The organism is Bacillus sp. z33 (assembly GCF_058313615.1).
Genome location: NZ_JBZFQN010000001.1, coordinates 464,849 through 490,164, shown reverse-complemented (window position 1 = coordinate 490,164; position 25,316 = coordinate 464,849). Strand labels below are relative to the sequence as shown.

Below are 25,316 nucleotides of genomic sequence, written 5' to 3'. Positions count from 1 at the left end.
GTATACTAAAAGTAGAAGTAGAAGAGAGGTGTCCATTGATGAATATTTATTTTTCGAATGAAATTAGAAAAATAGACAGTAAAGCCGCGGCAGACGGGTTATCTATCTTTACTTTGATGGAAAATTCCGGGCAGGCTTTGTTCAGAGAAGTAACGAATCTAATCCATAAAGAAGATGAGATTGGTATACTCGCCGGGAATGGAAATAATGGAGGAGATGCGATTGTCCTTGCGAGACTGTTATTGAACTACGGATACAAGGCAAGGCTTATCTTACCGTTTGGACTGCCTAAGTCTGAAGTCGCTCAGCGACATTTTTCTTATTTTATTACTTGTGGATATCCATACACCCAAACAATTGAAAATGAATATGATGTTCTGGTAGATGGGCTTTTTGGAATTGGTTTCAAACCACCATTATCGGATGAAGCAGAGCGAGTGCTGGCCTATTGGAATCAATCCAAAGCATTGAAAATTGCGGTAGATATCCCATCCGGTGTAGAAGCAGATAGAGGAAATGTAATGACAGCTTTTAAAGCAGATTACACTTTATGCTTACATGGAATTAAACCTTCCGCTTTTTTAGTACCCTCGACTGACTATTACGGCACAGTTAAATCTCTTGATATTGGATTAATCCAGCAATCGGGCTGGAGAGTGTGGGAAGAGGATGATGTCAGAAAAACCTGGCCCGCTTTACCCAATAATCCGCACAAAGGGTCATTTGGAACCGGGTTGTTAATTGCTGGAAGTGGAGAGATGCCAGGATGTGCAATTTTGGCCGGACTCGGTGCTATGCGTTCCGGTATAGGGAAACTGACGATTGCAACTGATAAAAGTGTATCAACTATCATTTGTCAGAGGCTTCCTGAAGCAACCTATTGGTATCAACCGCTTCAACAATTAAAAGAGAATAAACAATTATCCAGTATGAAAGCTGCAGCAATTGGACCGGGCTTAGATCATGATAGTCATTTGGAGAATAAAGTACAGTTTTTGCTGGAGCAGTCAGATCTGCCTCTTATTCTAGACGCGGCAGCTCTCCAAAAAAGAGAGTATCCAAAGGGGCGACAGGCACCCATTATTCTGACACCGCATCCTGGTGAAATGGCACGAATAACGGGTTTATCTGCTAAGTGGATCAATGAAAACCGCATCACGGTAGCGCGTGACTATGCGATTGAACATGAGGTGACGGTCGTTTTAAAGGGAGTAAATACGGTCATTGCTTTTCCTGATGGAACTGGATATATCAATCAAACGGGTAATCGTGGACTCTCAAAAGGAGGCTCGGGTGATACATTGCTCGGCATCATTTTAGGGTTAATGTGCCAAGGTGGGCCAGCATCCTATTCTTCAGCAGTGGCGAATGCTGTTTTCCTACACGGGAAATCATCAGAATATTGGGCAAATGACCGTGAGCCGAGTGCAATGCTTGCAACCGACATTATGGAGGTTTGGCCCTATCTAATAAAAAAATTAAAACTTAAAAAATAGTTAATTAGGTATTAAGTTAGTAAAAAAGCGGGAATAGACAAATAACAACAGAGAAAGGAGCATAATGATGAATCGTGTCTATACATACACCCAAAAAGAGGAAATTGTAAACGCAATTACGCACGGCATTGGGGCAGCTTTATCCTTTGCAGCTCTCATTTTAATGATTACTTTTTCTGTAACGAATGGAGCTGAAGATAGACTATCGGTAGTTCTAATTTACGGAATATCGATGCTGATGCTTTTTACATTTTCGACTCTGACACATGCATTTCCTGAAGGAAAAGTCAAAATGGTTATGGAACTTTTTGATCATGCCTCCATCTATTTGTTTATTGCAGGGACATATACACCTTATGCAGTCATTGCAATTGGAGGTAAGACAGGGTATACATTATTGGCAATCATTTGGACTTTAGCAATAGCTGGAATTATTTTTAAAGCTCTTTTTCTAAGAAAATTTGTCGTTCTCTCTACTATGATTTATATCGTAATGGGTTGGTTGATTATTGTAGCTTGGGAGCCTTTGAAAATGGCGGTTCCACCAACTGGATTAATGATGCTGGTGTATGGCGGTTTATTATACACCGTAGGTAGCATCTTTTATGTATGGAGGGGGTTTCCTTATCACCATGCAATTTGGCATTTGATGGTATTGGTTGCTTCAATCCTCCACTTTTTATCCATCTTTTTGTATGTTTTGCCTATGTAAATCTAAATCATAAAAAATGTCGATTCAATACTCCAACAAAGGTTTGGAGTTTGAATCGACATTTTTTAATAGGTTCTGCGATTTTGTAAGAAGCGTAAAGTCATCTCACCTACTGCACGTGCACTTTGTGGATTTTGCCCTGTGATTACTCGCTCATTTTCTACCACATGTGAGGTGAAGGGAATAGCTGATTTTGTGAATTTTCCTGCTTTAGCGGATAACTCATTTTGAAGCTTAAACGGTATATTGTTCGCTGCAAACATAATCGTTTCTTCCATATTTGTATAACCGGTTACTGTTTTTCCTTCCAATAGATGAGTCCCATCTGATAATTCAACATTTAATAAAGCAGCAGGCCCGTGGCAAACAGCCGAAACGACCCCGCCATTTTCATAGATTTCAGCAGTCAGTTTTTGAATACTGGACTGGTTAGGGAAGTCCCACATCGTGCCATGCCCGCCTGCAAAATAGATACAGCTATATTCATCAGCCTTAACCTCATCAATCGAAATGGTTTTATCCAATCTACTGATAAAGTACGGATCCAAATAGTATTCCTTTGTCCTATTATCCAGCAAAACAGGGAGAAGGCTTTTTGGATCCAGAGGTACTTTGCCACCCATTGTACTGACAATATCAACCTCATACCCTGCAAGTTTTAGACAATCATAAAAATGTACAAGTTCACTTAACCATAAACCTGTTTTATTTTTTTCATTTTTCATATATCCATGGCTCGTAACAACTGCCAATATTTTCTTTTTGACCATCATAATTCCTCCCATCTATAAAGTGTAATTTTAACATAAATTGACTCACTTGACCTATTGTTAGGGGTTGTAAAAAAAGGAAGTGGTGAAAAGAGTTAATTAATCCGTTTAGTGAAAGCAGTATACCTAGTTTGTTAATAATGTTAAAATATTCCTAAAATAAGGAGGTGTGCCGAGGCTCGGTCTTTGTACCGGGATTGGCAAAGATGATGCGTATTGCGGATGGGTTAGAAATGTTGGAATTGGAAATGAAGCTTAATGGACGCTCTATGATGATTCACCCTGTAATCGTAAATGATAAGGACGATTGGACGTTAATTGATACGGGTATGCCCGGTTTAGCTGAAGATATCATCTCGTATGTTGAGCAAGCTGGAATATCTAAGAAACCACTTCGAGCTATCATTCTTACGCATCAGGACATAGACCATATTGGAGGTTTTCCAGGATTCTTAGATGCATTGGGGGAGGAATCATTCGATGTCTACGCTCATGAAGATGATCGAGATACAATTGATGGAAAAGTTGGCCTTTTAAAGTTCCCACCTGAGAATCTTACTGCAGAGTTAGCATCATTACCGGACGAAGTACGCATATCGTTCGAAAATGTCTTTATAAGGTCGTCCAAGCCAAATGTGAAGCAACTATTGGCGGATGGAATGAAACTTCCAATGGGAGGAGGGCTGTCGGTCATTCATACGCCGGGTCACACGCCAGGCCATGTTAGTCTGTATCATCATGCAAGTAAGACGTTGATAGCGAGTGATGCTTTAGTAATCCATAACGGTGAACTCCAACCTTCCTCACCGTATTCCACGGTAAACATGGAGCAGGCTCTTCAATCATTAGAGAAGTTTACACCTTTTGATATCGAGAATGTTGTCTGTTATCACGGCGGGCTAATGCGTGGAGATATTAATCAGAAAATCAAAGAATTAATTGCTCGTAATTAAGCCATTTCTTGGTGGTGTTTAGGCAGACCCACCAGAACGAAAAGAAAAATAAAGGTTTGTTTTCTCTCAGACGATGAAGAAGCGTTAGGAATGATATCCTGGCGCTTCTTTCATATATTCATGAGAGTATCAGGTTTCTCCGTGCAGGAGGAATTTTTGATAGGAACTACTCACACATAAACTGCAGGGAGCCTATCTTAAAATTATAGAGATAAAATTGAAACTATTATACTAAAAACCACGGCGAACTCCATCATTCATATCAGTATATTACAGTTTGTTTCTATCATTTTTAATAACCATAGTGGCATGAAGCTCCCTGGAATCAATAGCCTTTGCAATTTAAAGAGCCGTTATCTACGAAAAAGAACATAGGATATTGAGGCTAGCTTTCTAGGCATTAAATAATACCCATTTGATTTTTAGGTTAAGAGGAGCTTTAACGAAAGCGATTTCCCAAATTGCTTATTAAATTTCCAATAAGTGGTTGATTTTCTATTTGTTTGGATTTATAATCATGTTGAAAGCGGTTTCATTATGTATTATTTACATAACAATTGTACTTTTTAGGAAACCGGTTTCTCTGTAGTGGAGCTATTATCATATTTTTAGAGAATAGCATGGTAAAGGAGGTAGGAAAGGATAAGAATTTATAATAGCCATTTTGGATTCGGTGTACGGCAGACAAAACAATTATAAGGGGGTTTCATAAATGAAAAGTTTTAAAAAACTGGCTACGATCGGATTATCTACGGCATTGGTATTCTCATTAGCAGCATGTAAGGATGATGAAAAGACTTCTTCAAACGGTGGTAAAAGCGGAGAAAAAGTTACCTTGGATTTCTGGACATTTGGAGCTACGAATTATGAGGATCTTGCGAAGGAATATGAGAAGGAAAATCCAAACGTCAATATTAAAGTAAGAGCAGCTGAAACAGCAGATCACCATGATGCTTTATTCACCGCTTTATCTGCTGGAGGCGGAGCGCCTGATATCACGATGTTGGAAATTGACCAACTGGACCGTTTTAAAGGTGCACAGGATCGCTTTGAAAACTTATATGATCTTGGTGCAAAAGATATTCAGGATCAATACTTAGATTGGAAATGGAAAACAGGTGAGAATGATAGTGGAGATTTCTTGATTGGTCTGCCAACAGATATTGGACCGAAAGCCTTGTACTATCGTGCAGATTTATTTGAAGCTGCGGGTCTTCCAACAGATCCTGAGGAAGTAGCCACGCTGATTAATTCACCAAAAGCTTTTGAAGAAGCTGGTGTGAAAGTGAAGGAAAAAACAGGCAAAGTATTCATAGATAGTATTGAAATGGCATTCAGAGCTTACTTGGATGGTGCAGAGACAACATTCCTTAATTCTAAAGGGGAGTTATTGATTGAAGAGGATGGTAACGCCGTTAAAGAAGCTTATGATTATGCTGTGAAATTGAATGAAATGGGTATTGTCGGTAAATTTGAAATGTGGTCACCGGAGTGGGCAAATGCTGTAAATAAAGGTGAATTTGCTGCTGAATTAGGTGCTGGCTGGTTAAAAGGCTGGATGGAAGGGAATGCGCAAGAAGCTTCCGGTAAATGGAGAGTTGCGACATTGCCATCTGAATTTGCGGCAAACTGGGGTGGTTCATTCATCTCCATACCAAGCGAAACGAAAAATGCAAAAGAAGCATATAAATTTACTTCATGGTTAGTTTCTCCAGACAATCAACTGAAATCCTTCCAAGACAAGGGACTTTTCCCTTCCGCACAATCTGTATATGAAATGGACGCTTTCAAAACAAACGAAGATGCCTTCTTTGGCGGTCAAGCAACAGCACCGGTATTTGCTAAAGCAGCACAAGATATCAGTGGAGCTGTTTATAAAGGGGAAAAATACTTTCCAATCTATTCAGAAGTACTGAATGGCTTAAAGAACGTTCAAAATAAAGGAACGGATCCTGAAAAAGAATGGAAAGCTGCCGTTAAGCGCTCCAAAGGCTTATTGAGCAGGTAATTTTAATAAATTACTAATAAGGTGGGAATCGGCGTAATTTTCATGGAAACGCCGCTCCCATCTTTGATAAGAAAAGAGGTGTAGAAATGGATCCAGTGAAAGCGAATCCTAGTATGAACGAAATCAAAGTTAAAAAGAAGCGAGCTATGTCTGAGGCTAAAAAAGATATGTATTCCGCTTATTTATACATTGCTCCTTTCTTTATCATTTTTGCGATTATTGGTTTGTATCCGATGATTTTCAGTATTTATTTAGCGTTTCAAAAGTGGAATGGTCTCAGTCCCATGGTCTCAGTGGGGTTGGATAATTTTAAGGTTGTTTTAACAGACCCTCTATTTTGGAAGGCTGTTTACAATACGATTGTTATGGGCATTATGGGCACGGCTCCGCAAATTGTGTTTGGAATCATTTTTGCTTATCTGTTAAATCTTGCCTTCCTAAGATTTAAAAACTTCTTCAGAGTCACTATTTTTATGCCCTATATTACATCAATGGTTGCGGTAGCCCTGATTTTCAGTGTGCTGTTCAGTAATCATGAATCCTCCTTAGCCAATTATGTTCTTAGTTTAGCAGGTCTTGATCCAGTAAGCTGGGCAAGTTCAGAATGGGGAACGAAAATTGCGATATCCATTATGGTCTTTTGGCGATGGGTTGGCTATAATACGATCATTTACCTAGCAGGAATTCAGAGTATTCCCAATGAATTGTATGAAGCCGCCACGATTGATGGAGCAAATAAAACGCAACAGTTTCGTTACATAACGGTTCCATTGTTAAAACCATTTATTATACTGACGGTCTTTACTTCTACCGTTGGAGCTTTGCAGCTGTTTTCCGAGCCTACTATCTTTATGGGAACAGGTGCCTTTACAAGAGATGAAGCTATGACGATTGTTATGTACCTGTATCGTGATGCTTTCAGATTGCAATCCTTTGGCACTGCTTCTGCAACAGCTATTATTTTGCTGGTATTAATCTCAGTGATTGCAGCAATCAATGTATACGTAACTTCTGGAGTTGGAAGAAAAAGGAGGGGTGGGCAATGACTAAAAATAAAAAAGTAAGGAAATTTTCCATAAGCAAACTATTAGTTTATGGCTTACTGGGCATCTCCTCCTTATTATCCTTGTTCCCGTTTTATTGGATGTTTGTAATGGCGACTAGTCCAAGCTCGGCCTTTAACTCGATTCCTCCCACCCTTACACCGGGGAATATGTTAGTTGAAAATTTTAAAAAGGTATTAAATCAAATTGATTTCTTCGGTTCAATGTGGAACTCTTTTGTCATTTGTGCCATCGTAACCATCGTTGTACTATTCATTAGTTCATTGGCCGGTTTTGCATTTGCAAAGTTTACGTTCCGGGGAAAAAATGTACTATTTGTCGCAATTTTGCTAACGATGATTATTCCGCCGCAACTGGGTTTAATCCCACAATATTTCCTTATATCAAAGGCTGGCATGCTTGATACCTTACCAGGTGTAATGGTGCTTTTCTTTTTAAATCCTTTGGGAATATTCCTCATGAGGCAATATATTAGTAAATCGGTTCCTGATGAGCTTATTGAAGCAGCAAAATTAGATGGCTGTTCTAATTTTAGAATTTATCGCAGTATCATCGTGCCGATTACGCTTCCTGCATTTGCAACATTGGGTATTATTGTGTTCACGGCAGTATGGGGTGAGTTCTTATGGCAGTTCACTGTATTAAGGGATCCTGAAAACTATACCATTCAGGTAGCATTGGCCCAATTAAGCAATACACATAATGTGGACTTTGGAATGATTATGTCAGGAGTATTTTGGGCAACAGTTCCTCTGTTACTAGTATTCTTATTCTTTAATAAATTATTTATTTCTAGTATTACGGAAGGCTCTGTTAAATAAACAATCGCTATTAAAACTCCTATTACTCTAATTGGATAATACTATATGACTCGGATTTAGAAGGGATTTACATGAATTTAACCATTAAAGATATAGCGCAAATGGCCAATGTTTCTCAGGGTACCGTTTCAAAGGTCCTTAATAATTACGAGGGAATAAGTGAAAAAACGAAGAAAAAGGTTATGGATATCATTAACCAAAATGGTTACGAGCCCAATTTTTCCGCTAGATCCCTAGCAACGAAAAAATCAAATCTAATTGGGTTAATTTATGCAGGAAGAATTAACGTAGATATGACCCATCCTTATTTCAATGAGGTTATCTCTTCATTCAAAAAAAATATAGGTTTACTAGGATACGATATTTTAATGTTTTCAAACGAAAACTTTCAATCGGATAATGGTAGTTATTTGGCAAGATGCCGGCATTTTAATGTGGATGGCTGTTTAATTATTGCGGGTGAAGAAGTAGAGGAATCCACCTACGCTTTAGCCTTAGACGGTCTACCATGTATTGGAATCGATATTGAATTAAAAGGACCTAAAGCAAGTTACATTATGACGGATAATTTAGGGTTGTCGAGAAAAGTAGTGGAGTATCTCTATCTTAATGCCATTAAAAAAATCGGTTTTATTGGCGGCAAATTTGATTCTCCTGTTTCGATCTTTCGCAAACAAGGTTTCCTGGAAGCGCTGAATCAATTTGGTCTAGAGATTCGTGAGGACTGGATTCAGTACGGTGATTTTCACGAGGAAAGCGGGTATGTGGCAATGAAGCAAATACTTCAATCTAAAACCTTACCTGAGGCTATTTTTGCGACATCAGATATGATGGCACTTGGAGCATTGCAAGCGATTAAAGAAGCAGGCTTAAACTGTCCGGAGGATATCCGGTTAATTGGCTGTGATGATATTGCAGCTTGCCGTTATAGTCATCCAAAATTAACAACGGTGAAACAGGATAAAGAGAAATTTGGTAAATTATCTGCCTATATGCTCGATGATTTAATTAATGACAGATCCCAATTAAAACCAGTATTTATTGACTCAGAATTAATTATTCGGGAATCATGTTGAAACAATTCTCCCGTATTCTGAGCTTCCCAGGTACAGGTATAAACAAGAATCTATTTTAAATAAAACAAAAGATGTCTATTTAAGATTATTTGATTTAAATACGATAAAACGGAAGAAGCAGCTTATTTGTAAAAAATGGGTGACTGGAGGTTTTGTGGTGAATTACTACGTGGTACTTGATGTTGGAGGTTCTGCCATTAAATATGCTCTTATGGACGAAACGGGTTGCTTTATTGAAAAATCCTCCCTTCCTACTCCTAAAAAGAGTCTCACCAAATTTATGGATACGGTCGATTCAATCGTTAAAGAGTTTGATAAAAAGTATCAGTTAAAAGGTCTGGCTGTGAGTATGCCGGGTGCTGTGAATATTGAAACAGGAATGATTGAGGGGATTACAGCTCTTCCTTATATTCATGGTCCCAATATGAAAGACCTTCTTCAGGAACGCACAGAGTTACCGGTTGAATTGGAAAATGATGCAAATTGTGCTGGACTGGCAGAAGGCTGGATTGGTGCGGCAAAGGATGTAAAGGATTATCTTTGTATTGTAATTGGTACCGGAGTTGGCGGTGCAGTGGTCCTTGATAAGAAGATTAGGCATGGAAAAAATGGGTTTGCCGGAGAATTTGGCTATATGATGATGGAGAACTATCTGGGAACTCAACCAGCGGAAACCTATAGTACGTTGGCAGCCGTTGGCGGATTGATTAAGCAGGTGGCTAAACGGAAAAGCATGGACCCCGATGTTCTTAACGGTAAAATGATATTTGAGCTTGCAGAAAATGGAGATACGGAAGTACAGAACGAGATTGATAAATTTATGCGGCGGCTTGCTGTGGGCATCTATAATTTACAATTTATTCTTGATCCGGAGAAGATTTTGATTGGTGGTGCAATTAGTCATCGTGAGGGGTTTATCGATAAGATTAATGAAACATTAAACGAAATGAAATATGACACAGAGGGATTAACAGTCAAAGTCGAAAGATGTCAGTTTGGAAATGACTCTAATCTAATCGGTGCTTTGTACCATTTTTTACAGCGGCAGAAGGACTCCATTCTGGTTTGAAGCTAGATTGCGAGAGTGTCTCAGTGACTTTGTAATAAAAGAAATGAGGCAACATTTGACGGAAGGGAGACTAAAACAATTATGTATAAAACAGTAAAACCATTTCCGACAGACTTTTTATGGGGAGCGGCTTCCGCTGCCTATCAAATTGAAGGGGCATGGGATATAGACGGGAAAGGGATTAGTAATTGGGACCAGTTTGTACGTATTCCAGGTAAGACCTATAAAGGGACGACGGGAGATGTGGCAGTAGACCACTATCATCGTTATAAGGAAGATGTCCGTTTAATGGCAGAAATGGGGTTAAAGGCTTACCGCTTTTCTGTATCATGGCCGCGTATTTTTCCGAACGGAAGAGGTGAGATCAACGAGCAGGGCCTCGCTTTTTATGATGATTTGATTAATGAGCTGCGTAAATATCAAATTGAGCCTATCTTAACCTTGTACCATTGGGATTTGCCGCAGGCACTGCAGGACGAATATGGCGGTTGGGAGTCCCGAAGAATCATTGAGGACTTTACGAATTATAGCGTGGAATGTTTTAAACGCTTTGGAGACCGTGTGAAGTACTGGGTCAGCTTAAATGAACAAAATATTTTTACAAGCCATGGATATGAAAAAGGATCGCATCCGCCGGGTGTAAAAGATAAGAAGCTGTTCTATCAGGTGAATCATCACGCAAATCTGGCCAATGCCAGTGTCATCAAAGCGTTCCGTCACTATGTTCCGGATGGTCAGATTGGTCCGAGCTTTGCTTATGGACCAGCTTACCCGGCTTCTTCAAAGCCAGAAGATATTTTGGCTGCAGAGAATGCTGAGGAGCTGAACAGCCATTGGTGGATGGATATCTATACTTGGGGGAAATACCCGAAGGCTGCGTGGAACTATTTAGCGGAAGAAGGTCTAGCACCGGAAGTGGAAGAAGGTGACTTTGCTTTATTACGAGAAGGCAAACCAGACTTTATGGGCTTAAACTATTATCAAAGCACGACATTTGAGATGAACCCATTAGAAGACGGGGTGGGTGCCGGGGAAATGAATACGACGGGTATCAAAGGTACATCAAAGGATTCTGGAATTCCAGGACTATACAAAACTACGAAGAATCCCAACCTGGAACGGACGAATTGGGATTGGAATATTGATCCGCAAGGACTGAGAACTGCGCTACGCCGAATCACAAACCGATATGATTTGCCGGTATTGATAAGTGAAAATGGACTCGGTGCATTTGATAAGGTAGAGGACCATGACCAAATCCATGATGATTACCGGATTGAGTACCTTCAGGCTCATGTGAAAGCAATTCAAGACGCCATTTCCGATGGTGCCGAAGTGATTGGCTATTGTGTCTGGTCCTTCACGGATCTGTTAAGCTGGCTAAATGGTTTCCAAAAACGCTACGGATTCGTATATGTCAATCAGCACGAAGAAGGAACCCATGACCTGCGCCGTATTAAAAAGGATAGCTTCTATTGGTACAAGCAAGTCATTGAATCGAATGGAATTTAGGAAAGCGAAGCATTATCTTCGCTTTCTTTTTTTGCAATCAAATTTGTCTTGTTGCTGTAGGATTAAAACATCTTTGGCAAATCGAAAGGATCTGTTTCCATCTGGTAGGCTGCAGGTGTATTGGGTTGATATTTTGGGCCTAATTAAAACACCGATATATGAATTACAGAAGTGAAAAGATAGAATATCCATTTTTTAGCAACAGTTTGAAGGCTATATCAACGAAAACCATCACTTTGAGTTTTATCTTTTCCCATATTCAGATTGTGTACAAATTAAAACGATGAATATTACGAAGCGTAAATTTCTTAAGTAGTGGGAATTGAAAAAATGGAGGGACAACAATATTATTAAATTATTAGGTCCATCAAGTGCAAGTAGATATGTCATATTAAACTAATAAACAAAAAAGCAATCATTTTCATTATATTGATAACAATTTTTATTGTTTCTATAGAATGGCTTAAAAATAATAAAGTCATGGTCCGAAAGTGAGCAATCTAAGAATGATGGTATGATAATGAGGTAGAAAGGTGGATTGTTATGAAAATTATCGTTTTTGGGGCAACAGGTGGTGTAGGTCAATCTGTTGTGCGTCAAGGAATTGAGGCTGGTTTTGAAGTAACGGCCTTTGTACGTACTCCATCAAAGCTAGACTTTTCACATGAAAATTTAAAGATTATACAAGGAAATGCCTTTAATCAAGGGGAAGTCTCAGAAGCGATTGCGGGTCAGGATGCTGTCGTATCATGTTTAGGTTCAAGCCAAGGAATGAAAAAGTCGACTGAGCTTCAAGAGATGATTAAAAATATTGTTACTGGTATGAAGGAGCATAATGTAGAACGAATTATCTACACTGCATCTGCAGGAGTCCATAAAGAATTATCGGGGTTAAGTGGAAAATTAGTTATGAGAATGCTCAAGAATCCTCTAATAGATCACCGAGCTGCAGTTGATTGCATTCAAGCAAGTGGACTCAACTATACAATTGTGAGACCGATGGGGCTAACAGATCATCCTTTTACAGGGAAGTACAGAGAATCTACAACAAGTGTACCAGAGAAATCAAGGTCAATCCCACGTGCTGACGTAGCCCATTTTATCGTAAAAGCATTACGAGATAGAAGTTATGATCATACATCAATTGGAATTTCTACTTGAGTAGTTACATAACGCGCACTTTTTAATAGTAGAATGATGGTTGAATTAAGGTATTTTCAAAACAGCAGTAGTTTTATTAAGTCTCTAAAAAAGGCGTCTATTAAAAAACGCATTTAGTAGATGAATCCTGCTTAGCTATAAGTAGTTGTTTTATGCCTTCTATCACATATCCTAGCGGAAATAGTTACATGTTGAACATGGGTAGTACCATTTTGAACAGTAATGATAAACTAAATAGGCATTTATTAGTAAATGTTCTAAAAGCATTTAAGGAGCAGTCATCTTAACAATTAGTTTGATGACTGCTCTTTTTTCTTAGAACGTTCAAACAAAGTGGTTAGAAGTATTGGTTAAGCTTGCGGAAATTTTACAATATGACTATATATTGTAAACATATCTCCAGATCCCATACTCCCAAGACAAAGATGAGATTCATTTAATCCTGTATTTTCCAAGTTTCGCATATTCCATTTGAGTAGTCCCCTCCCTCATAATACGTATTTAGTACATTGATAGCTACACATGAACCTCAAGGCAAGTTATAAACGATTATGGTGGCTATTCAAAGTTTTATATTGAATATGCTTATTTTTAATCCCTAAACTTCTACAGTAACTGGCCGTTAGCCTGAGTAAAGAAATAGGACTTTTTGTAGTTATAGGTAACTTTTGAAAAGTCGAATGGCTGACCGTTTGTTAAATGGAAAATACTTTCGATACAGAACTTAGGATCGTTGGTTTCTAACCCTAAAAGCTCTGCTTCTTCTCCGTCTAATATACCCGCATGAAGGAACAAATCCGTATATCCAATTTTCAGTCCGAGCCCTTCACGAATATAATTAAATATTGATTCGGAAACAATTTCTTTATTTAAATAACTAATAATCTCTTTATTAAAATAAGAGTGCTCAATACATAACGTCTCTCCGTTAATGTAGCGAATTCGTTTGACATGATAGACATCATTATCTGGTCCGATGTTTAAGTTATCCATCATCTCTTGTGTCGGTTTTACAACTTCTAATTTAATAACCTTCGTTGTTAATTGAGAATCCTCGAGGTCTTTTTTAAACCCTTGGTTGGTAAGTAGGTTGATATAACCCTTCCTTTTATGCCGTCTTACAAAGATGCCGCTGCCACGGACTTGAAAAACTACCCCCTTTTTTTCTAGGAGATCTAAAGATTTTATAATCGTACTCTTGCTCACTCCATGCTGTTTTATTAATGCTTCCAGAACCGGTAGCTTATGACCTTGCTGGAGATTATGATCCTCAATATATTTTTCTATTTCATTCGCAATCTGTTGGTATTTTAACATTCTTGTATCCTCTAATTGTTTTTTTTTGTTTACGCCAATTATAGCATAATGAAAATACATATATTATCTTTAAATTAAAATTATACCGTTATTGCCAAATTATACATGTACAATTATAATGAAACCGTAAACAATTTTTCTTGGAAGTATAAATTAAGGAGGACAGAATATGTCAGCAAAAGTGAGGGATTATCCGCAACTGGCGAAAGACATTTTGGCAGCTGTGGGTGGGGAAGATAATATCGTTGGTGTAACACGTTGTGCAACAAGATTGCGTTTAGTATTAAAAAGGTCCAATCCAAAAGCAAAAGATGAGGTTGCCTCATTACCAGGGGTCATTACCGTTGTTGAAAACAATGGTCAATTTCAAATAGTCATTGGGCAGCATGTCGGCGATGTCTACGAGGAATTTATCAATCTTGTAAACATTGAAACTACTAATGAGGAAAATGGAAATAAGGGAACAATTTTAAATCGTATTATTGCAACCATGTCAGCTGTGTTCGCTCCTTTTATCTATGTCTTAGCAGCAGCGGGTATTTTGCAGGGTGTATTGATTATTATCAATCTATTTTTTGACGGCTTCGCCAATACAGGCACATATCAAGTGTTAAGCTTTATGTCTTGGGCGCCGTTTACTTTTCTACCAATATTTATCGCTATTACTGCCTCGAAACATTTTAAGACAAATACGTTTATAGCGGTTGCCAGTGTTGCCGCACTAGTCAGTCCAACATGGGCCGAGATGGCTGCGCAAATTGCAGATGGAAAGTCGATTACATTTTTAGGTATTGCTTTATCGGAAACTACTTATACATCGTCTGTGCTTCCGCCATTGTTTTTAGTCTGGATAATGTCATATCTTGAAAAATTTCTAAACAAACGTATGAATGATGTGATTAAACCATTATTTGTGCCACTAATCTGTATGGTCGTTATGGTACCGTTAACGATTCTCTTAATCGGTCCGCTTACAACTCTAGGGGCAAACGGAATTGCAAACGGATATAATTTCTTAGCAGAACATGTTCCAGTACTGGCAGGAGCAATTATTGGAGGCTTCTGGCAGGTAATTGTTATTTTTGGAGTCCATTGGGGAGTTACACCAATGGTTATGGCAAACTTTGATTTATATGGCCGCGATTCCTTTCAAGCCTATCAAACCATAGCTGTTATCGCGCAAGTTGGTGCAGTTCTTGGGGTCTATCTAAAAGCGAAGAGCCAAGAGGTTAAAAAAGTCAGTATTTCGGCTGGAATTACCGGAATTTTCGGGATTACTGAGCCTGCAATTTATGGTGTTACCTTAAGATTCAAGAAACCGTTTATATTTGGATGTATTTCCGGCGCAATCGGGGCCATCGTTGCAAGCTTTTTTAAACCATATTACTTTGCTTATGCAGGGCTGCCGGGTCCGTTAACGATTGTAAACGGAATTAATGAAAAATTCCCAACATCTATCTGGGGAATATTAATCGGCGTAGCGATTGCGATTATTCTTCCTATTATATTGATTCAAATTTTTGGCTATGGCGATGATACAGCCAAACAAGCAGACGGTGGGAATAAATCTGTTGAACAAAACGGTGCCATGAGCCAGCCTGATTTAAATGAAGAAGTTATCTATTCACCGCTTAGCGGAACAGTAATTCCATTATCAGAGGTACCAGATCCGGTATTCAGTTCTGGTGCGATGGGTGAAGGAATTGCAATTGAGCCATCTGATAACAAATTATATGGCCCGTTTGACGGAACGGTTGTGATGGTAGCGCCGACTAATCACGCTATTGGGCTCCGTTCGGAGACTGGTGTTGAAGTGCTCGTTCATATTGGTCTGGATACCGTCAAACTAGAAGGAACGCCATTTGATTTGAAAGTGAAGGAAGGAGATAAATTTCATCAGAATGATATTTTAATGGAGTTTAATAAGGAATTGATAGAAAGTCATGGTCTAAAAACAATTACACCGGTCATCATTACAAACACACAATCATTCCAAAAAATTATCAGTGAAAATAATCAAACACTACTATCATCAAATCAGAAATTATTCACAGTTGTAAAATAGGAGGAAATTGAAATGGATAAATTACCAAAAGGTTTTCTATGGGGTGGCGCTTTAGCTGCCCACCAATTTGAAGGTGGCTGGAATGAGGGAGGCAAGGGGCCAAGTGTAGTTGATGTCATGACTGCCGGAGCTCACGGCGTTCCTAGAAAAATTACAGATACCATTGAGGAAAACGGATTTTACCCGAACCATGAAGCGATTGATTTTTACCATCATTATAAGGAAGATATAGCGTTGTTTGCAGAAATGGGATTGAAATGTTTACGGACGTCGATTGGATGGAGTCGTATTTTCCCGAATGGAGATGAAGCTGAACCAAATGAAGCGGGTCTTCAATTCTATGATAATGTATTTGATGAATTGCTGAAATATGGTATTCAGCCAGTAATCACTTTATCTCATTTTGAAATGCCTTTGCATCTGGCCAGAGAATATGGAGGTTTCCGCAATCGTGCAGTAGTAGATTATTTTGTGAAATTTGCAGAAACGTGCTTCAGGCGCTACAAGGATAAAGTGAACTATTGGATGACGTTTAATGAAATCAATAACCAAATGGATGTAAACAATCCGCTTTTCTTATGGACCAACTCAGGTGTGATGCTGAAGGAAGGCGAGAATGCCAAAGAGGTTATGTATCAAACTGCGCATCATGAGTTAGTGGCAAGTGCCTTGGCGGTTGCGAAAGGGAAGGAAATTAATCCTGAGTTCCAGATTGGTGCGATGGTATCGCATGTACCGATTTATCCTTATTCCTGCAATCCTGAAGATATTATGCTTGCGGAAGAAGAAATGCGCCAGCGTTATTTCTTCCCGGATGTACAGGTTCGTGGCTATTATCCTGCTTATGCGATGAAAGAATTTGAACGTGAAGGTTACGATATCAAAATGGAAGATGGAGATGAAGAAATTCTCCGTAATGGTATCGTTGATTACCTTGGATTCAGCTACTATATGTCCACAACTGTAAAAAGTGATGTTAAAAAGGATAATATAGGGGATATAGTGAATGGCGGTTTGCAGAATGGTGTGGAGAATCCTTATATCAAAGAAAGTGACTGGGGCTGGGCTATTGACCCGACAGGATTGCGTTATACTTTAAACCGTTTATACGACCGTTATCAAATTCCTTTGTTTATCGTAGAAAACGGTTTTGGTGCAGTAGATGTAATGGAAGAGGACGGTTCCGTTCATGATGCTGCAAGAATTGAGTATTTAAGATCGCATATTGAGGCTTTAGAAAAAGCGGTTGCCTATGATGGTGTGGATTTAATAGGATATACACCATGGGGCATCATTGACATCGTATCCTTCACAACTGGTGAAATGAAAAAGCGTTATGGCATGATCTATGTTGACCGTGATAACGAAGGAAGAGGAACAATGAAGCGCTTTAAGAAGGATTCATTTGATTGGTACAAAAAGGTGATTGAAACCAATGGTGGAGTTCTATAAATAAGATGGATGTAGGTTGCTCAATTAACTGAATAATGGATTGAATCAATGTATGGTATACCTTAAAGTATTTGATATAAGTTAATACTATTAGACTGAATGATTACTTAAAAAACCTGTATAAATAATACCTATTTATACAGGTTTTTAATTGAAAATCGTTGGGTAAACTGGCATTCAATATATTGCTTCTTACAGAATTATAGATTCTCTTAACTATGTAAGAGCTTGTAAACCATAGCTATATAGAATGGTATTCCACAGGAGGCAATGTAATGATTAAATTAGTGTTGACGGACATGGATGGTACATTTTTGAATAATAGCGGTGACTTTAACAGGGAATTGTACAAGGATGTAAAAAAGATTATGAAAGAAAAAGGTGTTGTTTTTGCTCCTGTCACCGGTAAGCAATGCGAACGGGTAGAAGAGTTATTTGGCGAGGATGCAGATGATTTATGGATTCTGGGGGACAGTGCTACTCGGATCAAGCATAATGGGGTATTTGTTTATGAATCACTGTTAAGCAATAAATTGGGACAGGAAATCATTCGTTTACTTGAAGAAATAAGCCTGGACCATACCATTATTGCATGTACGAGATCCGGTGCATTTATAAAAGATCATTTATCTCCTGAAGAAGCAGCAATCGTCAGGAGGTCTTATGCACAAGTAAGGCATGTATCTGATTTTAAAGAAGTAACAGAGGATTTTGTTAAGATAACCATTCATGATCCGGCACTCAAAAGTTTTGAAACCAGGGAAAAATTATCCCGATTTTTTGAGTCGGCATATATTATCGCTTCTGAAGAAGCTTGGATTGATATTGCCAATACGAATGTACATAAGGGTACGACCGTTAAACATCTGCAACAAATTTTGAATATTACTCCGGAAGAAACGATGGCTTTCGGAGACGGGTACAATGATATAGAGCTCATGACTCGCAGCACCTACAGCTTTGCAGTACGAAATGCGGTTGATAAATTAAAGGATGCAGCCAATTTTATAACGCGATCCAATGAAGAAGACGCTGTTATGAAAACAATCATACATCTTTTATCATTACAGGAAAATAAGCATTAAGAATATTGAGGGAGCCATTATCGGCAAACGGTTTAAAAACTTAACTAATCGGCACTTTTGCGGATTTTTTTATAAAAAACAAATAGGGAGAATTACATTGAATATTTTTTATAGAGAAGATACGATCACAGATTTTCTTGTTAATTGTTTTAAGGATTCAGAGGAATTTTTAATTCAATTTTTATATGAATCTGGTATTCAGACAGATCAAAATACTGTCTTCGATATTGATACACGTGTTGGCATAGGGGAGAGAATTGGTACACCTGACATTGTGATTCGAGCACTAAGCAATAATCGAAACTTATTATTATAGAAAATAAGATGGGTGCTTCTGAGGGGGTTGAACAGACCAAACGTTATGAATCTTTGGAAGCAAGAACTCGAATAGCCAAAAGGTATAATGTTCCTTTTGGTCAAATGGAATTCCACTATATCTTTTTAGCCTTGGATTCAACTGTTAAGCCTAAAAGTTCACAATTTGCCTTTTTAAATTACGATATTTTTTTAGGCAGAGAATGGCCCCTAAAAGAGGAGAAGCTACAATTCTTATTTAAAGAATTTCAACAGAAACTCGAACAATTTTATGAGCCTATAATTAAACCGTTTGAAAGCCTTGAGGCAAAAAGTTTTATTTGATGCCTTTTATTTGAATAATGAACTACTTTTAGACTGGGGAGAAGCAGCTGGGGCAGGACGCAGCAACTTTATTTTTTTAGTTTCAAAGTCAGATTGGACAAGCAGCAAGTCATTTAAAGAAGCAGAACATTGTATAGATGATGTGATTAGTGAAATGAAAACAGAGAATTTAATTAAATAGCTTTAAAGTTCTAAGGTATTGCAAATATAATGAAATGAAAATGCGGCGAGGCCTGCTTTGGGATACGAGAGGGTGAACCGTATCATAAGTAAATGAGATTTTCCTCCTATGAATAGTTGTAAAAAAGATGAGACCTATCTAAACAGGATAAATCTCATCTATTTTTCTATAAAGGTTAAAAAGATCCAAACATTTCGTAGTAAAAAATGGATGAAGTTTTATAAGAACGAAATATCAAGTGATCATAAATTAAAAAAACTTTATCTATCTTAGATATAATAAATTGCAATCATTAAGGTTAATGCAAATAAAACAATGTTCATAGTGATCTCCCGATATTCCTTACGTATTACATGAAATAAGGCTCCAAGTAGTACGGTTGTTGCAAGTCCAAAAGCAGCAATCGGTGTTAATATAGGTACAATATTTAGCGCTTGTGGGAGGATAATGCCAAGGGCCCCTAATAATTCTGCTACCCCAATAAAGATGACCAACTGTTTTGGAACCTCATTTACCCATCCCCAGGATTTTCTGGCTTTTTCATATTGAATGGCTTTTAACCACCCTGAGTAGATAAATACCAGTGCAACTAGACATTGAATGATCGATATTAGCATATTCATTGAACAATACTAACCTCCTAAGTTCATATTTTATACCCTCTAAATGTATAATAGCTGAGAATAACCAAGTTAAGGAAGTAGGCACTTTATTTAAACATAGTAAATAAAAAGTAACCTTACGCAATAAAAGGGAGATGGGCGTTTAAATGAAACAATATTGTAAATTTGAATCTGCACTAGAAATTTTAATTGGTAAATGGAAACCAGTCATTCTTCTTCAGCTTATATCGAATGGAACAATGAGATTTGGTGAACTTCAAAAGGCAATACCAAACATAAATAAAAAGATGTTAACCCAACAATTACGAGAACTTGAGTATAACGATATTGTGCATCGCAAAGTTTATAATCAAATTCCACCAAAAGTTGAATATTCGATTTCAGAATATGGGAAAAGTTTAAGTACGGTATTACAGGCGATGAATGATTGGGGAGAGATACATATGGAGCACATGAATGTGCTGTACGGAGAAAAGGGTTAGTCCGAGAATGATTAACTAACCATTACCCTGGGCATGTAAACGTATTTTACAAGACTAAGAGAGATGATTCTTAGTTAGTTGATAATGATCGACCTAAGTTAAAAATGGATCGATAATAGCCAATAGTGAACCGATATTACAGCAGTTCGAACTGATTTTGGTCTGTATTCCTTACGAGTTAGAATTGATATCAGAATCTCATTTAGATACATCGCGGAGAACCGTATCATAAATTAATGTTTTTGAAGCTCTCCTATCCTATTAATCTAAAAAAGATGCTCTCAGTTATGAGGACATCTTATTTTTATGAGGAGTTTCACCAATTGTTTTTTCAATAAAATCTGACATAAAGTATTACTAAATTACATAGAAAACGAATAATTGCCAAAAATTTAAAGGTTGATTAATACAAGTGTATAAATCAGTCTTTTTTTAATGAAAAACCAAGAATAGTATAAATGACTTAGAAATTAATGGGAAGATTTTGTAGTATTATCGCTTAAATTTGATGCTCTTCGAGAATTAATTTGTTCGTTATATGAGTAAAATTGTATGTATATATTTGTTGATAATGAAATTTAGCATTATTAAATTAAGAAAGGAACAAAATTTATCCTAATCTGAATTCGGAGAGAAGATTTATTTCTATGCTATATAAGCATAAAAAGCTCATGAACGACTTAAATGGTGTGAGAGGAGAAAGCCTCAATAGAAAGAGGTCAGATTGTTTATTTATTTTTATAAAGTTTTAGATGCTGTCATCCTACTCAAGTGCAAAAAATAAAGATAAAAAATATTGTAAGATTTTACAATATGGCATATCATTAAGTCCAAGTTCTTTATTGAGAACAAAAAAATGACTGGGTCTAGGTAAACAATTAGTTTAATTGGGAGGTGGATTAATGGCAAGAAAGAGATTAAATATGATTCAATTTTCCCGAGCGTTCGTACCTATTGTGGTAATGCTATTTCACTTATCTTTATCCATGCATGAATACTATGATTTTAATTTGCTTGGATTATACCAACTTCCTATGTCGGGTGGGGTGAGTTACTTCTTTGCACTCTCGGGTTTTATGATGTATTACGTTTACCAACACAATTTTGGCCAACCGAAACAATTGAAGAATTACTTTATTAATCGGTTTATACGAATATATCCGCTTTATTGGATTTTAACGATGTTTTTGCTACCTTTTTTACTTTTGTATCCATGGTATGGAGCAGGACATGAAACGAAGCTTGGTACAATCATTTCATCTTTTTTGCTCAGTCCAAATCCAAGTGACGATCCTCCAATTCTAATTGCTGCCTGGTCATTGAAATTTACGATTCTTTTTTATTTAATGTTTTCTCTTTCATTCATGCCTAAGCCTAGGTTAGGAAAAGCCATTTTAGCCATTTGGGGAGGAATGTGTGTCGCCGTTTTCCTTGGTTACATTCCGGTTACCAATTTTATTACTGGATTTATCTTTAACGAGATTAATCTTATCCTGCTTGGAGGGATGTGTGCCGCATATTTTGTAACGCATGTTAGGATCAATTGGTTCTTATCGCTTTTGTTCACGATAACAGGCATACTGGGATTTCCTTTTATGTGGCGAAACTCATTGAATCCAATTTACGATATCAACTTTGATCTTGGGACTGGCTTTATGTCCATTCTTCTTATTATAGGGATTGCATCAATAGATCTTAAGAAGGATATACGTATTCCAAGATACTTGAACTATTTAGGAAATGCAACTTTTTCAATCTATTTATCACATAATATGCCATTGGATTTTTTTAATGAAATGTTTAGCAGGTATTATGTTTACCAAGCTTTTGGGGGATGGGTTTTAAGCGTAATTCTCTTTATCATTATGGTCAGTATCGGATGTCTCGTGCATTCTCATCTTGAGAAACCATTAATTAACATGCTTAAGAAGCTTCTGCTGGGTAGGAGAATCAGAATCAAAGGAATCAAAACAGTTGTCGTTAAGTATTAAAGTTGCAATGGATAAGAGCTATTCAAATACAGGTCATTTTCTAGATAGGGCTCAATACTAAATTTTGGGGTGAGAACTTGAGGGTATTAATTACTGGTGGCTATGGATTTATTGGTTCTTTTGTTGGTGAGATGTTTACTATGGAAGGACATGAGGTGCACATTATAGATAACTTATCTTCAGGCAATAGTGAAAATGTAAAATTCAATCATGTATTCTACCAAGTTAATGCAGAAGACCCAAAGTGTGAGGAAATTTTTAAAAAGTTTAAGTTTGATGTTGTGATTCATTTGGCTGCACAGGTAAATGTGGCGGTATCGATGGATGACCCCTATATTGATTCAAAATACAATGTACTCGGTATTTCAAACATGCTCAATCTTGCAAAAAAATATGGAGCAAATAAAGTTGTTTTTTCCTCATCAGCTGCGGTATACGGATTGAATGAAGAAATACCATTAAAGGAAAATTCACAATGTGATCCAGTATCTCCTTACGGAATGAATAAATGGGTGGGCGAAATGTATTGCGAAAAGTGGAATGAAATCTTTGGCCTTGATACCCTTTGTTATCGGTTTTCAAATGTATATGGTCCAAGACAGGGAACAATTGGCGAGGGTGGAGTTGTCTCGATTTTTATCCAAAGGGCTGCTCAAGGAAAAGATTTAACTATCTACGGTGATGGGGAGCAAACAAGGGACTTTATCTATGTGCAAGATGTAGCAGAAGCCATTTACAGGGGAGTTGAAAAAGACCTATCAGGGATCTACAACCTATCAACGAATACTGGGATCAGTGTGAATCAGCTAATTGAAACTATCGGAGAATTTGCTGACATAAAGAATGTAAACTATGAAAACGAACGGCAAGGGGACATAAAGCATTCACGCCTGGATAATACAAAAATTAAGGGTGATTTGGATTGGGAACCATTTCATACTTACAAGGATGGTTTGGCAAAAACCTACCATTGGTTTAATGAAAATAAGAGTGTCCCAAAAAAAGAAAAAAAGAAAAGAAAAATAAAAATGCCAGAGTGGCTTAACCGGTACAATCTTTTACTTCCATATCTAGAGAATATAGGATTGCTCGTAATGGTATATTTAATCAGTGATGTGGTGGGTGTCCATTATTATATGGTCGACTATCAACTTGTATATATCATCATGGCATCCTTCCTATTCGGCAAGGCTCAATCCGTTTTATCTATTGGTATGGCAACAATCTGGTTCGTGGCTGAAAAAATATCATTAGGAAGAGATATTATTTCCATGCTTATTGACCCAAGTTCACTTGTGCATGTGAGTGTATACATATTTGCCGGAGTGGCAATACGTTATGTACTGGATAAAAAGGAAACCCTTCTTATGAATTATCAAAATGAGGCAGCAGAGATTAAGGAAAAATATCAATTCTTACATACAACATACGAGGATGCAATGAAGGTTAAAGAAGAACTTCAAAACCAAATTCTTTATACAGATAATAGTGTGGGAACGGTATCTAGAATTATGAAGGGTTTGAATAGTCTTGAACCGCATGAAATCTACGAGTCTTCGATTCATATTGTGGAAAATATCCTGAAGACAAAGAAAGTCGCTTTCTATATTTTCAACTTATCAACTGGTGAATTACGATTGCAAGAGAAATCAGAATATTTTGAACTAGATGAGATCCTTAATGTAGAGCATAAAGCATATTTTAAAGATGTTTTAAAAAATGGGAAGACATTTGTCAATAAAACATTGGTAGAGGGTCACCCATCAGTAATTGTTCCAGTGCGTGTAAATGGCAAGGTGTCTGGTGTAATCTGTGTGGAAGGGTTAAGGTTTGAACAACTGTCCATATTTTACATTAACATGTTAAACACATTAGGAGACCTAATTTCCTCATCCTTGAATTGCGCTTATGAGCACCAGTACATGATGGAAAATAAGGGCGTAAATAATCAAATATCCAATAAGGTGATAGCCAATGTTTAAGTGGTTCATTTTGTATTATCTTTTTTGTCTCTGTTATGTCAGCTATTTATTGCTGAACAATAGGGAGAATAGGGTGATTAAAGCGATTATTATAATCTTCATCCCGGTTCTTGGATATGCCCTATCCTATTTGCTATTTAAAAGGTCAAAGAATTTCCAACATGAAAGTAGTGGGGAAAGCGCTAAGGAGTTTTTATTTTCGTCTTTTCCAAGCAGCAAGATCGATGTGGAGCGGGAAATCAATATTATCTCGTTCCAGGAAGTCTTGCTTTCTAATGATAATCACCATAAAAGAAGTATGCTTATTGATAGTCTAAAAGATGGAATAAACGATATCGATATCCTATTTAAAGCAACTAAAAGTGATGACAAGGAAACAGCGCATTATGCTGCTACAGCCATTATGGAAATTCAGAAGAAATTTGTTACCTCCCTTCACGGATTGAATAAAAGAATTGAAGAGAATCCGACCAATTTTGAAGCGATGGATAGATACGCAGAAACATTAAAAAAATATGTAGACAGTAATATGGTTGATCAAGAGACCAAAATGAAATACCGGTTCCAGTTATCAGAGCTTCTGGATCGTTTGTTGGAAAGCCCTGTTCGTTGCAAAAAGCACTTTGTTGAAAAAATTAATTGTGATTTGGAAATAGGGGATTTAGAAAAATCCCTGTATTATAGTCAGCTATTTATGGAAGAATTTCCTGATGATGAGGTTCCCTATTTATTAGCTATGAAAGTATCTTATACCATGCAAAATTCGAAAAAACTTTATGAAATTATGAATAAGTTGAAGAGGAGGCCAATTCAATTATCGCCAACGGGGATAAATGCCCTTCACTTTTGGACGTAGG

General features: G+C 37.4%; 23 protein-coding genes. 20 read left to right on the top strand and 3 right to left on the bottom strand.

Annotated elements, in window-relative coordinates:
• Positions 1-38: 38 nt before the first annotated feature.
• Positions 39-1,496 (top strand): NAD(P)H-hydrate dehydratase, encoded by a 1,458-nt coding sequence (locus AC4G3L_RS02225; RefSeq protein WP_491075345.1) that lies wholly within the window; start codon positions 39-41, stop codon positions 1,494-1,496.
• A 67-nt stretch (positions 1,497-1,563) separates the two neighbouring features.
• On the top strand, positions 1,564-2,208 hold the full coding sequence (trhA, locus tag AC4G3L_RS02220) for a PAQR family membrane homeostasis protein TrhA (protein ID WP_491075344.1): 645 nt from the start codon (positions 1,564-1,566) through the stop codon (positions 2,206-2,208).
• A gap of 65 nt (positions 2,209-2,273) precedes the next feature.
• Here trhA and AC4G3L_RS02215 read toward each other — a convergent pair whose 3' ends face one another.
• Positions 2,274-2,978, bottom strand: coding sequence for a type 1 glutamine amidotransferase domain-containing protein (locus AC4G3L_RS02215; protein ID WP_491075343.1), 705 nt, complete (start codon positions 2,976-2,978; stop codon positions 2,274-2,276).
• 206 nt (positions 2,979-3,184) lie between these two features.
• Between AC4G3L_RS02215 and AC4G3L_RS02210 the strand changes: the two genes are divergently transcribed.
• The 8 genes from AC4G3L_RS02210 to AC4G3L_RS02175 all read left to right on the top strand — a co-directional run bounded on the left by AC4G3L_RS02210 (position 3,185) and on the right by AC4G3L_RS02175 (position 12,642).
• The gene (locus tag AC4G3L_RS02210) at positions 3,185-3,931 is read left to right on the top strand and encodes an MBL fold metallo-hydrolase (protein WP_491075342.1); all 747 of its coding nucleotides are present in this window, start codon (positions 3,185-3,187) and stop codon (positions 3,929-3,931) included.
• Positions 3,932-4,643: 712 nt separating this feature from the next.
• The gene (locus AC4G3L_RS02205; protein WP_491075341.1) at positions 4,644-5,939 is read left to right on the top strand and encodes an ABC transporter substrate-binding protein; all 1,296 of its coding nucleotides are present in this window, start codon (positions 4,644-4,646) and stop codon (positions 5,937-5,939) included.
• An 86-nt stretch (positions 5,940-6,025) separates the two neighbouring features.
• The gene (locus AC4G3L_RS02200) at positions 6,026-6,985 is read left to right on the top strand and encodes a carbohydrate ABC transporter permease (protein WP_491075340.1); all 960 of its coding nucleotides are present in this window, start codon (positions 6,026-6,028) and stop codon (positions 6,983-6,985) included.
• Complete coding sequence (locus AC4G3L_RS02195; protein ID WP_491075339.1) at positions 6,982-7,824, top strand: carbohydrate ABC transporter permease; 843 nt, start codon at positions 6,982-6,984, stop codon at positions 7,822-7,824. Before AC4G3L_RS02200 ends, AC4G3L_RS02195 begins: the two co-directional genes overlap by 4 nt.
• A 71-nt stretch (positions 7,825-7,895) precedes the next feature.
• Positions 7,896-8,900 (top strand): LacI family DNA-binding transcriptional regulator, encoded by a 1,005-nt coding sequence (locus AC4G3L_RS02190; protein WP_491075338.1) that lies wholly within the window; start codon positions 7,896-7,898, stop codon positions 8,898-8,900.
• A gap of 157 nt (positions 8,901-9,057) precedes the next feature.
• Positions 9,058-9,969 carry an ROK family protein gene (locus AC4G3L_RS02185; protein WP_491075337.1) on the top strand — a complete coding sequence of 304 codons (912 nt, stop codon included), beginning with the start codon at positions 9,058-9,060 and terminating at the stop codon, positions 9,967-9,969.
• 81 nt (positions 9,970-10,050) lie between these two features.
• Entirely contained in the window at positions 10,051-11,481 is a 1,431-nt protein-coding gene (locus AC4G3L_RS02180; RefSeq protein ID WP_491075336.1) for a glycoside hydrolase family 1 protein, read from the top strand.
• A gap of 543 nt (positions 11,482-12,024) precedes the next feature.
• Entirely contained in the window at positions 12,025-12,642 is a 618-nt protein-coding gene (locus AC4G3L_RS02175; RefSeq protein WP_491075335.1) for an NAD(P)-dependent oxidoreductase, read from the top strand.
• A gap of 606 nt (positions 12,643-13,248) precedes the next feature.
• Here AC4G3L_RS02175 and AC4G3L_RS02170 read toward each other — a convergent pair.
• Positions 13,249-13,959, bottom strand: a complete 711-nt coding sequence (locus AC4G3L_RS02170; protein ID WP_491075334.1) for a GntR family transcriptional regulator — start codon at positions 13,957-13,959, stop codon at positions 13,249-13,251.
• Positions 13,960-14,128: 169 nt separating this feature from the next.
• Here AC4G3L_RS02170 and AC4G3L_RS02165 point away from each other — a divergent pair, with 169 nt between their 5' ends.
• From AC4G3L_RS02165 to AC4G3L_RS02140, 6 genes are all read left to right on the top strand, one after another.
• The gene (locus AC4G3L_RS02165) at positions 14,129-16,024 is read left to right on the top strand and encodes a beta-glucoside-specific PTS transporter subunit IIABC (RefSeq protein ID WP_491075333.1); all 1,896 of its coding nucleotides are present in this window, start codon (positions 14,129-14,131) and stop codon (positions 16,022-16,024) included.
• Between the two features lie 12 nt (positions 16,025-16,036).
• The gene (gene bglA, locus AC4G3L_RS02160; RefSeq protein ID WP_491075332.1) at positions 16,037-17,476 is read left to right on the top strand and encodes a 6-phospho-beta-glucosidase BglA; all 1,440 of its coding nucleotides are present in this window, start codon (positions 16,037-16,039) and stop codon (positions 17,474-17,476) included.
• A 275-nt stretch (positions 17,477-17,751) separates the two neighbouring features.
• Positions 17,752-18,561 carry an HAD family hydrolase gene (locus AC4G3L_RS02155; protein ID WP_491075331.1) on the top strand — a complete coding sequence of 270 codons (810 nt, stop codon included), beginning with the start codon at positions 17,752-17,754 and terminating at the stop codon, positions 18,559-18,561.
• 97 nt (positions 18,562-18,658) lie between these two features.
• On the top strand, positions 18,659-18,877 hold the full coding sequence (locus tag AC4G3L_RS02150) for a hypothetical protein (protein ID WP_491075330.1): 219 nt from the start codon (positions 18,659-18,661) through the stop codon (positions 18,875-18,877).
• Between the two features lie 8 nt (positions 18,878-18,885).
• The gene (locus AC4G3L_RS02145; protein ID WP_491075329.1) at positions 18,886-19,200 is read left to right on the top strand and encodes a hypothetical protein; all 315 of its coding nucleotides are present in this window, start codon (positions 18,886-18,888) and stop codon (positions 19,198-19,200) included.
• 10 nt (positions 19,201-19,210) lie between these two features.
• A complete protein-coding gene (locus AC4G3L_RS02140; RefSeq protein WP_491075328.1) occupies positions 19,211-19,381 on the top strand; it encodes a hypothetical protein in 171 nt (56 codons plus the stop codon).
• Between the two features lie 269 nt (positions 19,382-19,650).
• Here the strand turns inward: AC4G3L_RS02140 and AC4G3L_RS02135 are convergent, their stop codons facing one another.
• On the bottom strand, positions 19,651-20,004 hold the full coding sequence (locus AC4G3L_RS02135; protein ID WP_491075327.1) for a DoxX family protein: 354 nt from the start codon (positions 20,002-20,004) through the stop codon (positions 19,651-19,653).
• Between the two features lie 146 nt (positions 20,005-20,150).
• On the opposite strand from AC4G3L_RS02135, the gene AC4G3L_RS02130 reads away from it, so the two are divergent.
• From AC4G3L_RS02130 to AC4G3L_RS02115, 4 genes are all read left to right on the top strand, one after another.
• The gene (locus AC4G3L_RS02130; protein WP_491075326.1) at positions 20,151-20,486 is read left to right on the top strand and encodes a winged helix-turn-helix transcriptional regulator; all 336 of its coding nucleotides are present in this window, start codon (positions 20,151-20,153) and stop codon (positions 20,484-20,486) included.
• A gap of 902 nt (positions 20,487-21,388) precedes the next feature.
• On the top strand, positions 21,389-22,477 hold the full coding sequence (locus AC4G3L_RS02125) for an acyltransferase family protein (RefSeq protein WP_491075325.1): 1,089 nt from the start codon (positions 21,389-21,391) through the stop codon (positions 22,475-22,477).
• 77 nt (positions 22,478-22,554) lie between these two features.
• Positions 22,555-24,459, top strand: a complete 1,905-nt coding sequence (locus AC4G3L_RS02120; protein ID WP_491075324.1) for an NAD-dependent epimerase/dehydratase family protein — start codon at positions 22,555-22,557, stop codon at positions 24,457-24,459.
• A gap of 73 nt (positions 24,460-24,532) precedes the next feature.
• Positions 24,533-25,315: a hypothetical protein gene (locus AC4G3L_RS02115; RefSeq protein ID WP_491075323.1), complete on the top strand. Its 783-nt coding sequence runs from the start codon at positions 24,533-24,535 to the stop codon at positions 25,313-25,315.
• Position 25,316 lies beyond the last annotated feature (1 nt).

Excerpts from the sequence above, each read along its gene's own strand:
- AC4G3L_RS02225 (WP_491075345.1), top strand. The coding sequence starts at position 39 with ATGAATATTTATTTTTCGAATGAAATTAGAAAAATAGACAGTAAAGCC.
- trhA (WP_491075344.1), top strand. The coding sequence starts at position 1,564 with ATGAATCGTGTCTATACATACACCCAAAAAGAGGAAATTGTAAACGCA.
- AC4G3L_RS02215 (WP_491075343.1), bottom strand. The coding sequence starts at position 2,978 with ATGGTCAAAAAGAAAATATTGGCAGTTGTTACGAGCCATGGATATATG.
- AC4G3L_RS02210 (WP_491075342.1), top strand. The coding sequence starts at position 3,185 with ATGATGCGTATTGCGGATGGGTTAGAAATGTTGGAATTGGAAATGAAG.
- AC4G3L_RS02205 (WP_491075341.1), top strand. The coding sequence starts at position 4,644 with ATGAAAAGTTTTAAAAAACTGGCTACGATCGGATTATCTACGGCATTG.
- AC4G3L_RS02200 (WP_491075340.1), top strand. The coding sequence starts at position 6,026 with ATGGATCCAGTGAAAGCGAATCCTAGTATGAACGAAATCAAAGTTAAA.
- AC4G3L_RS02195 (WP_491075339.1), top strand. The coding sequence starts at position 6,982 with ATGACTAAAAATAAAAAAGTAAGGAAATTTTCCATAAGCAAACTATTA.
- AC4G3L_RS02190 (WP_491075338.1), top strand. The coding sequence starts at position 7,896 with ATGAATTTAACCATTAAAGATATAGCGCAAATGGCCAATGTTTCTCAG.
- AC4G3L_RS02180 (WP_491075336.1), top strand. The coding sequence starts at position 10,051 with ATGTATAAAACAGTAAAACCATTTCCGACAGACTTTTTATGGGGAGCG.
- AC4G3L_RS02175 (WP_491075335.1), top strand. The coding sequence starts at position 12,025 with ATGAAAATTATCGTTTTTGGGGCAACAGGTGGTGTAGGTCAATCTGTT.
- AC4G3L_RS02170 (WP_491075334.1), bottom strand. The coding sequence starts at position 13,959 with ATGTTAAAATACCAACAGATTGCGAATGAAATAGAAAAATATATTGAG.
- AC4G3L_RS02165 (WP_491075333.1), top strand. The coding sequence starts at position 14,129 with ATGTCAGCAAAAGTGAGGGATTATCCGCAACTGGCGAAAGACATTTTG.
- bglA (WP_491075332.1), top strand. The coding sequence starts at position 16,037 with ATGGATAAATTACCAAAAGGTTTTCTATGGGGTGGCGCTTTAGCTGCC.
- AC4G3L_RS02155 (WP_491075331.1), top strand. The coding sequence starts at position 17,752 with ATGATTAAATTAGTGTTGACGGACATGGATGGTACATTTTTGAATAAT.
- AC4G3L_RS02145 (WP_491075329.1), top strand. The coding sequence starts at position 18,886 with ATGGGTGCTTCTGAGGGGGTTGAACAGACCAAACGTTATGAATCTTTG.
- AC4G3L_RS02135 (WP_491075327.1), bottom strand. The coding sequence starts at position 20,004 with ATGAATATGCTAATATCGATCATTCAATGTCTAGTTGCACTGGTATTT.
- AC4G3L_RS02130 (WP_491075326.1), top strand. The coding sequence starts at position 20,151 with ATGAAACAATATTGTAAATTTGAATCTGCACTAGAAATTTTAATTGGT.
- AC4G3L_RS02125 (WP_491075325.1), top strand. The coding sequence starts at position 21,389 with ATGGCAAGAAAGAGATTAAATATGATTCAATTTTCCCGAGCGTTCGTA.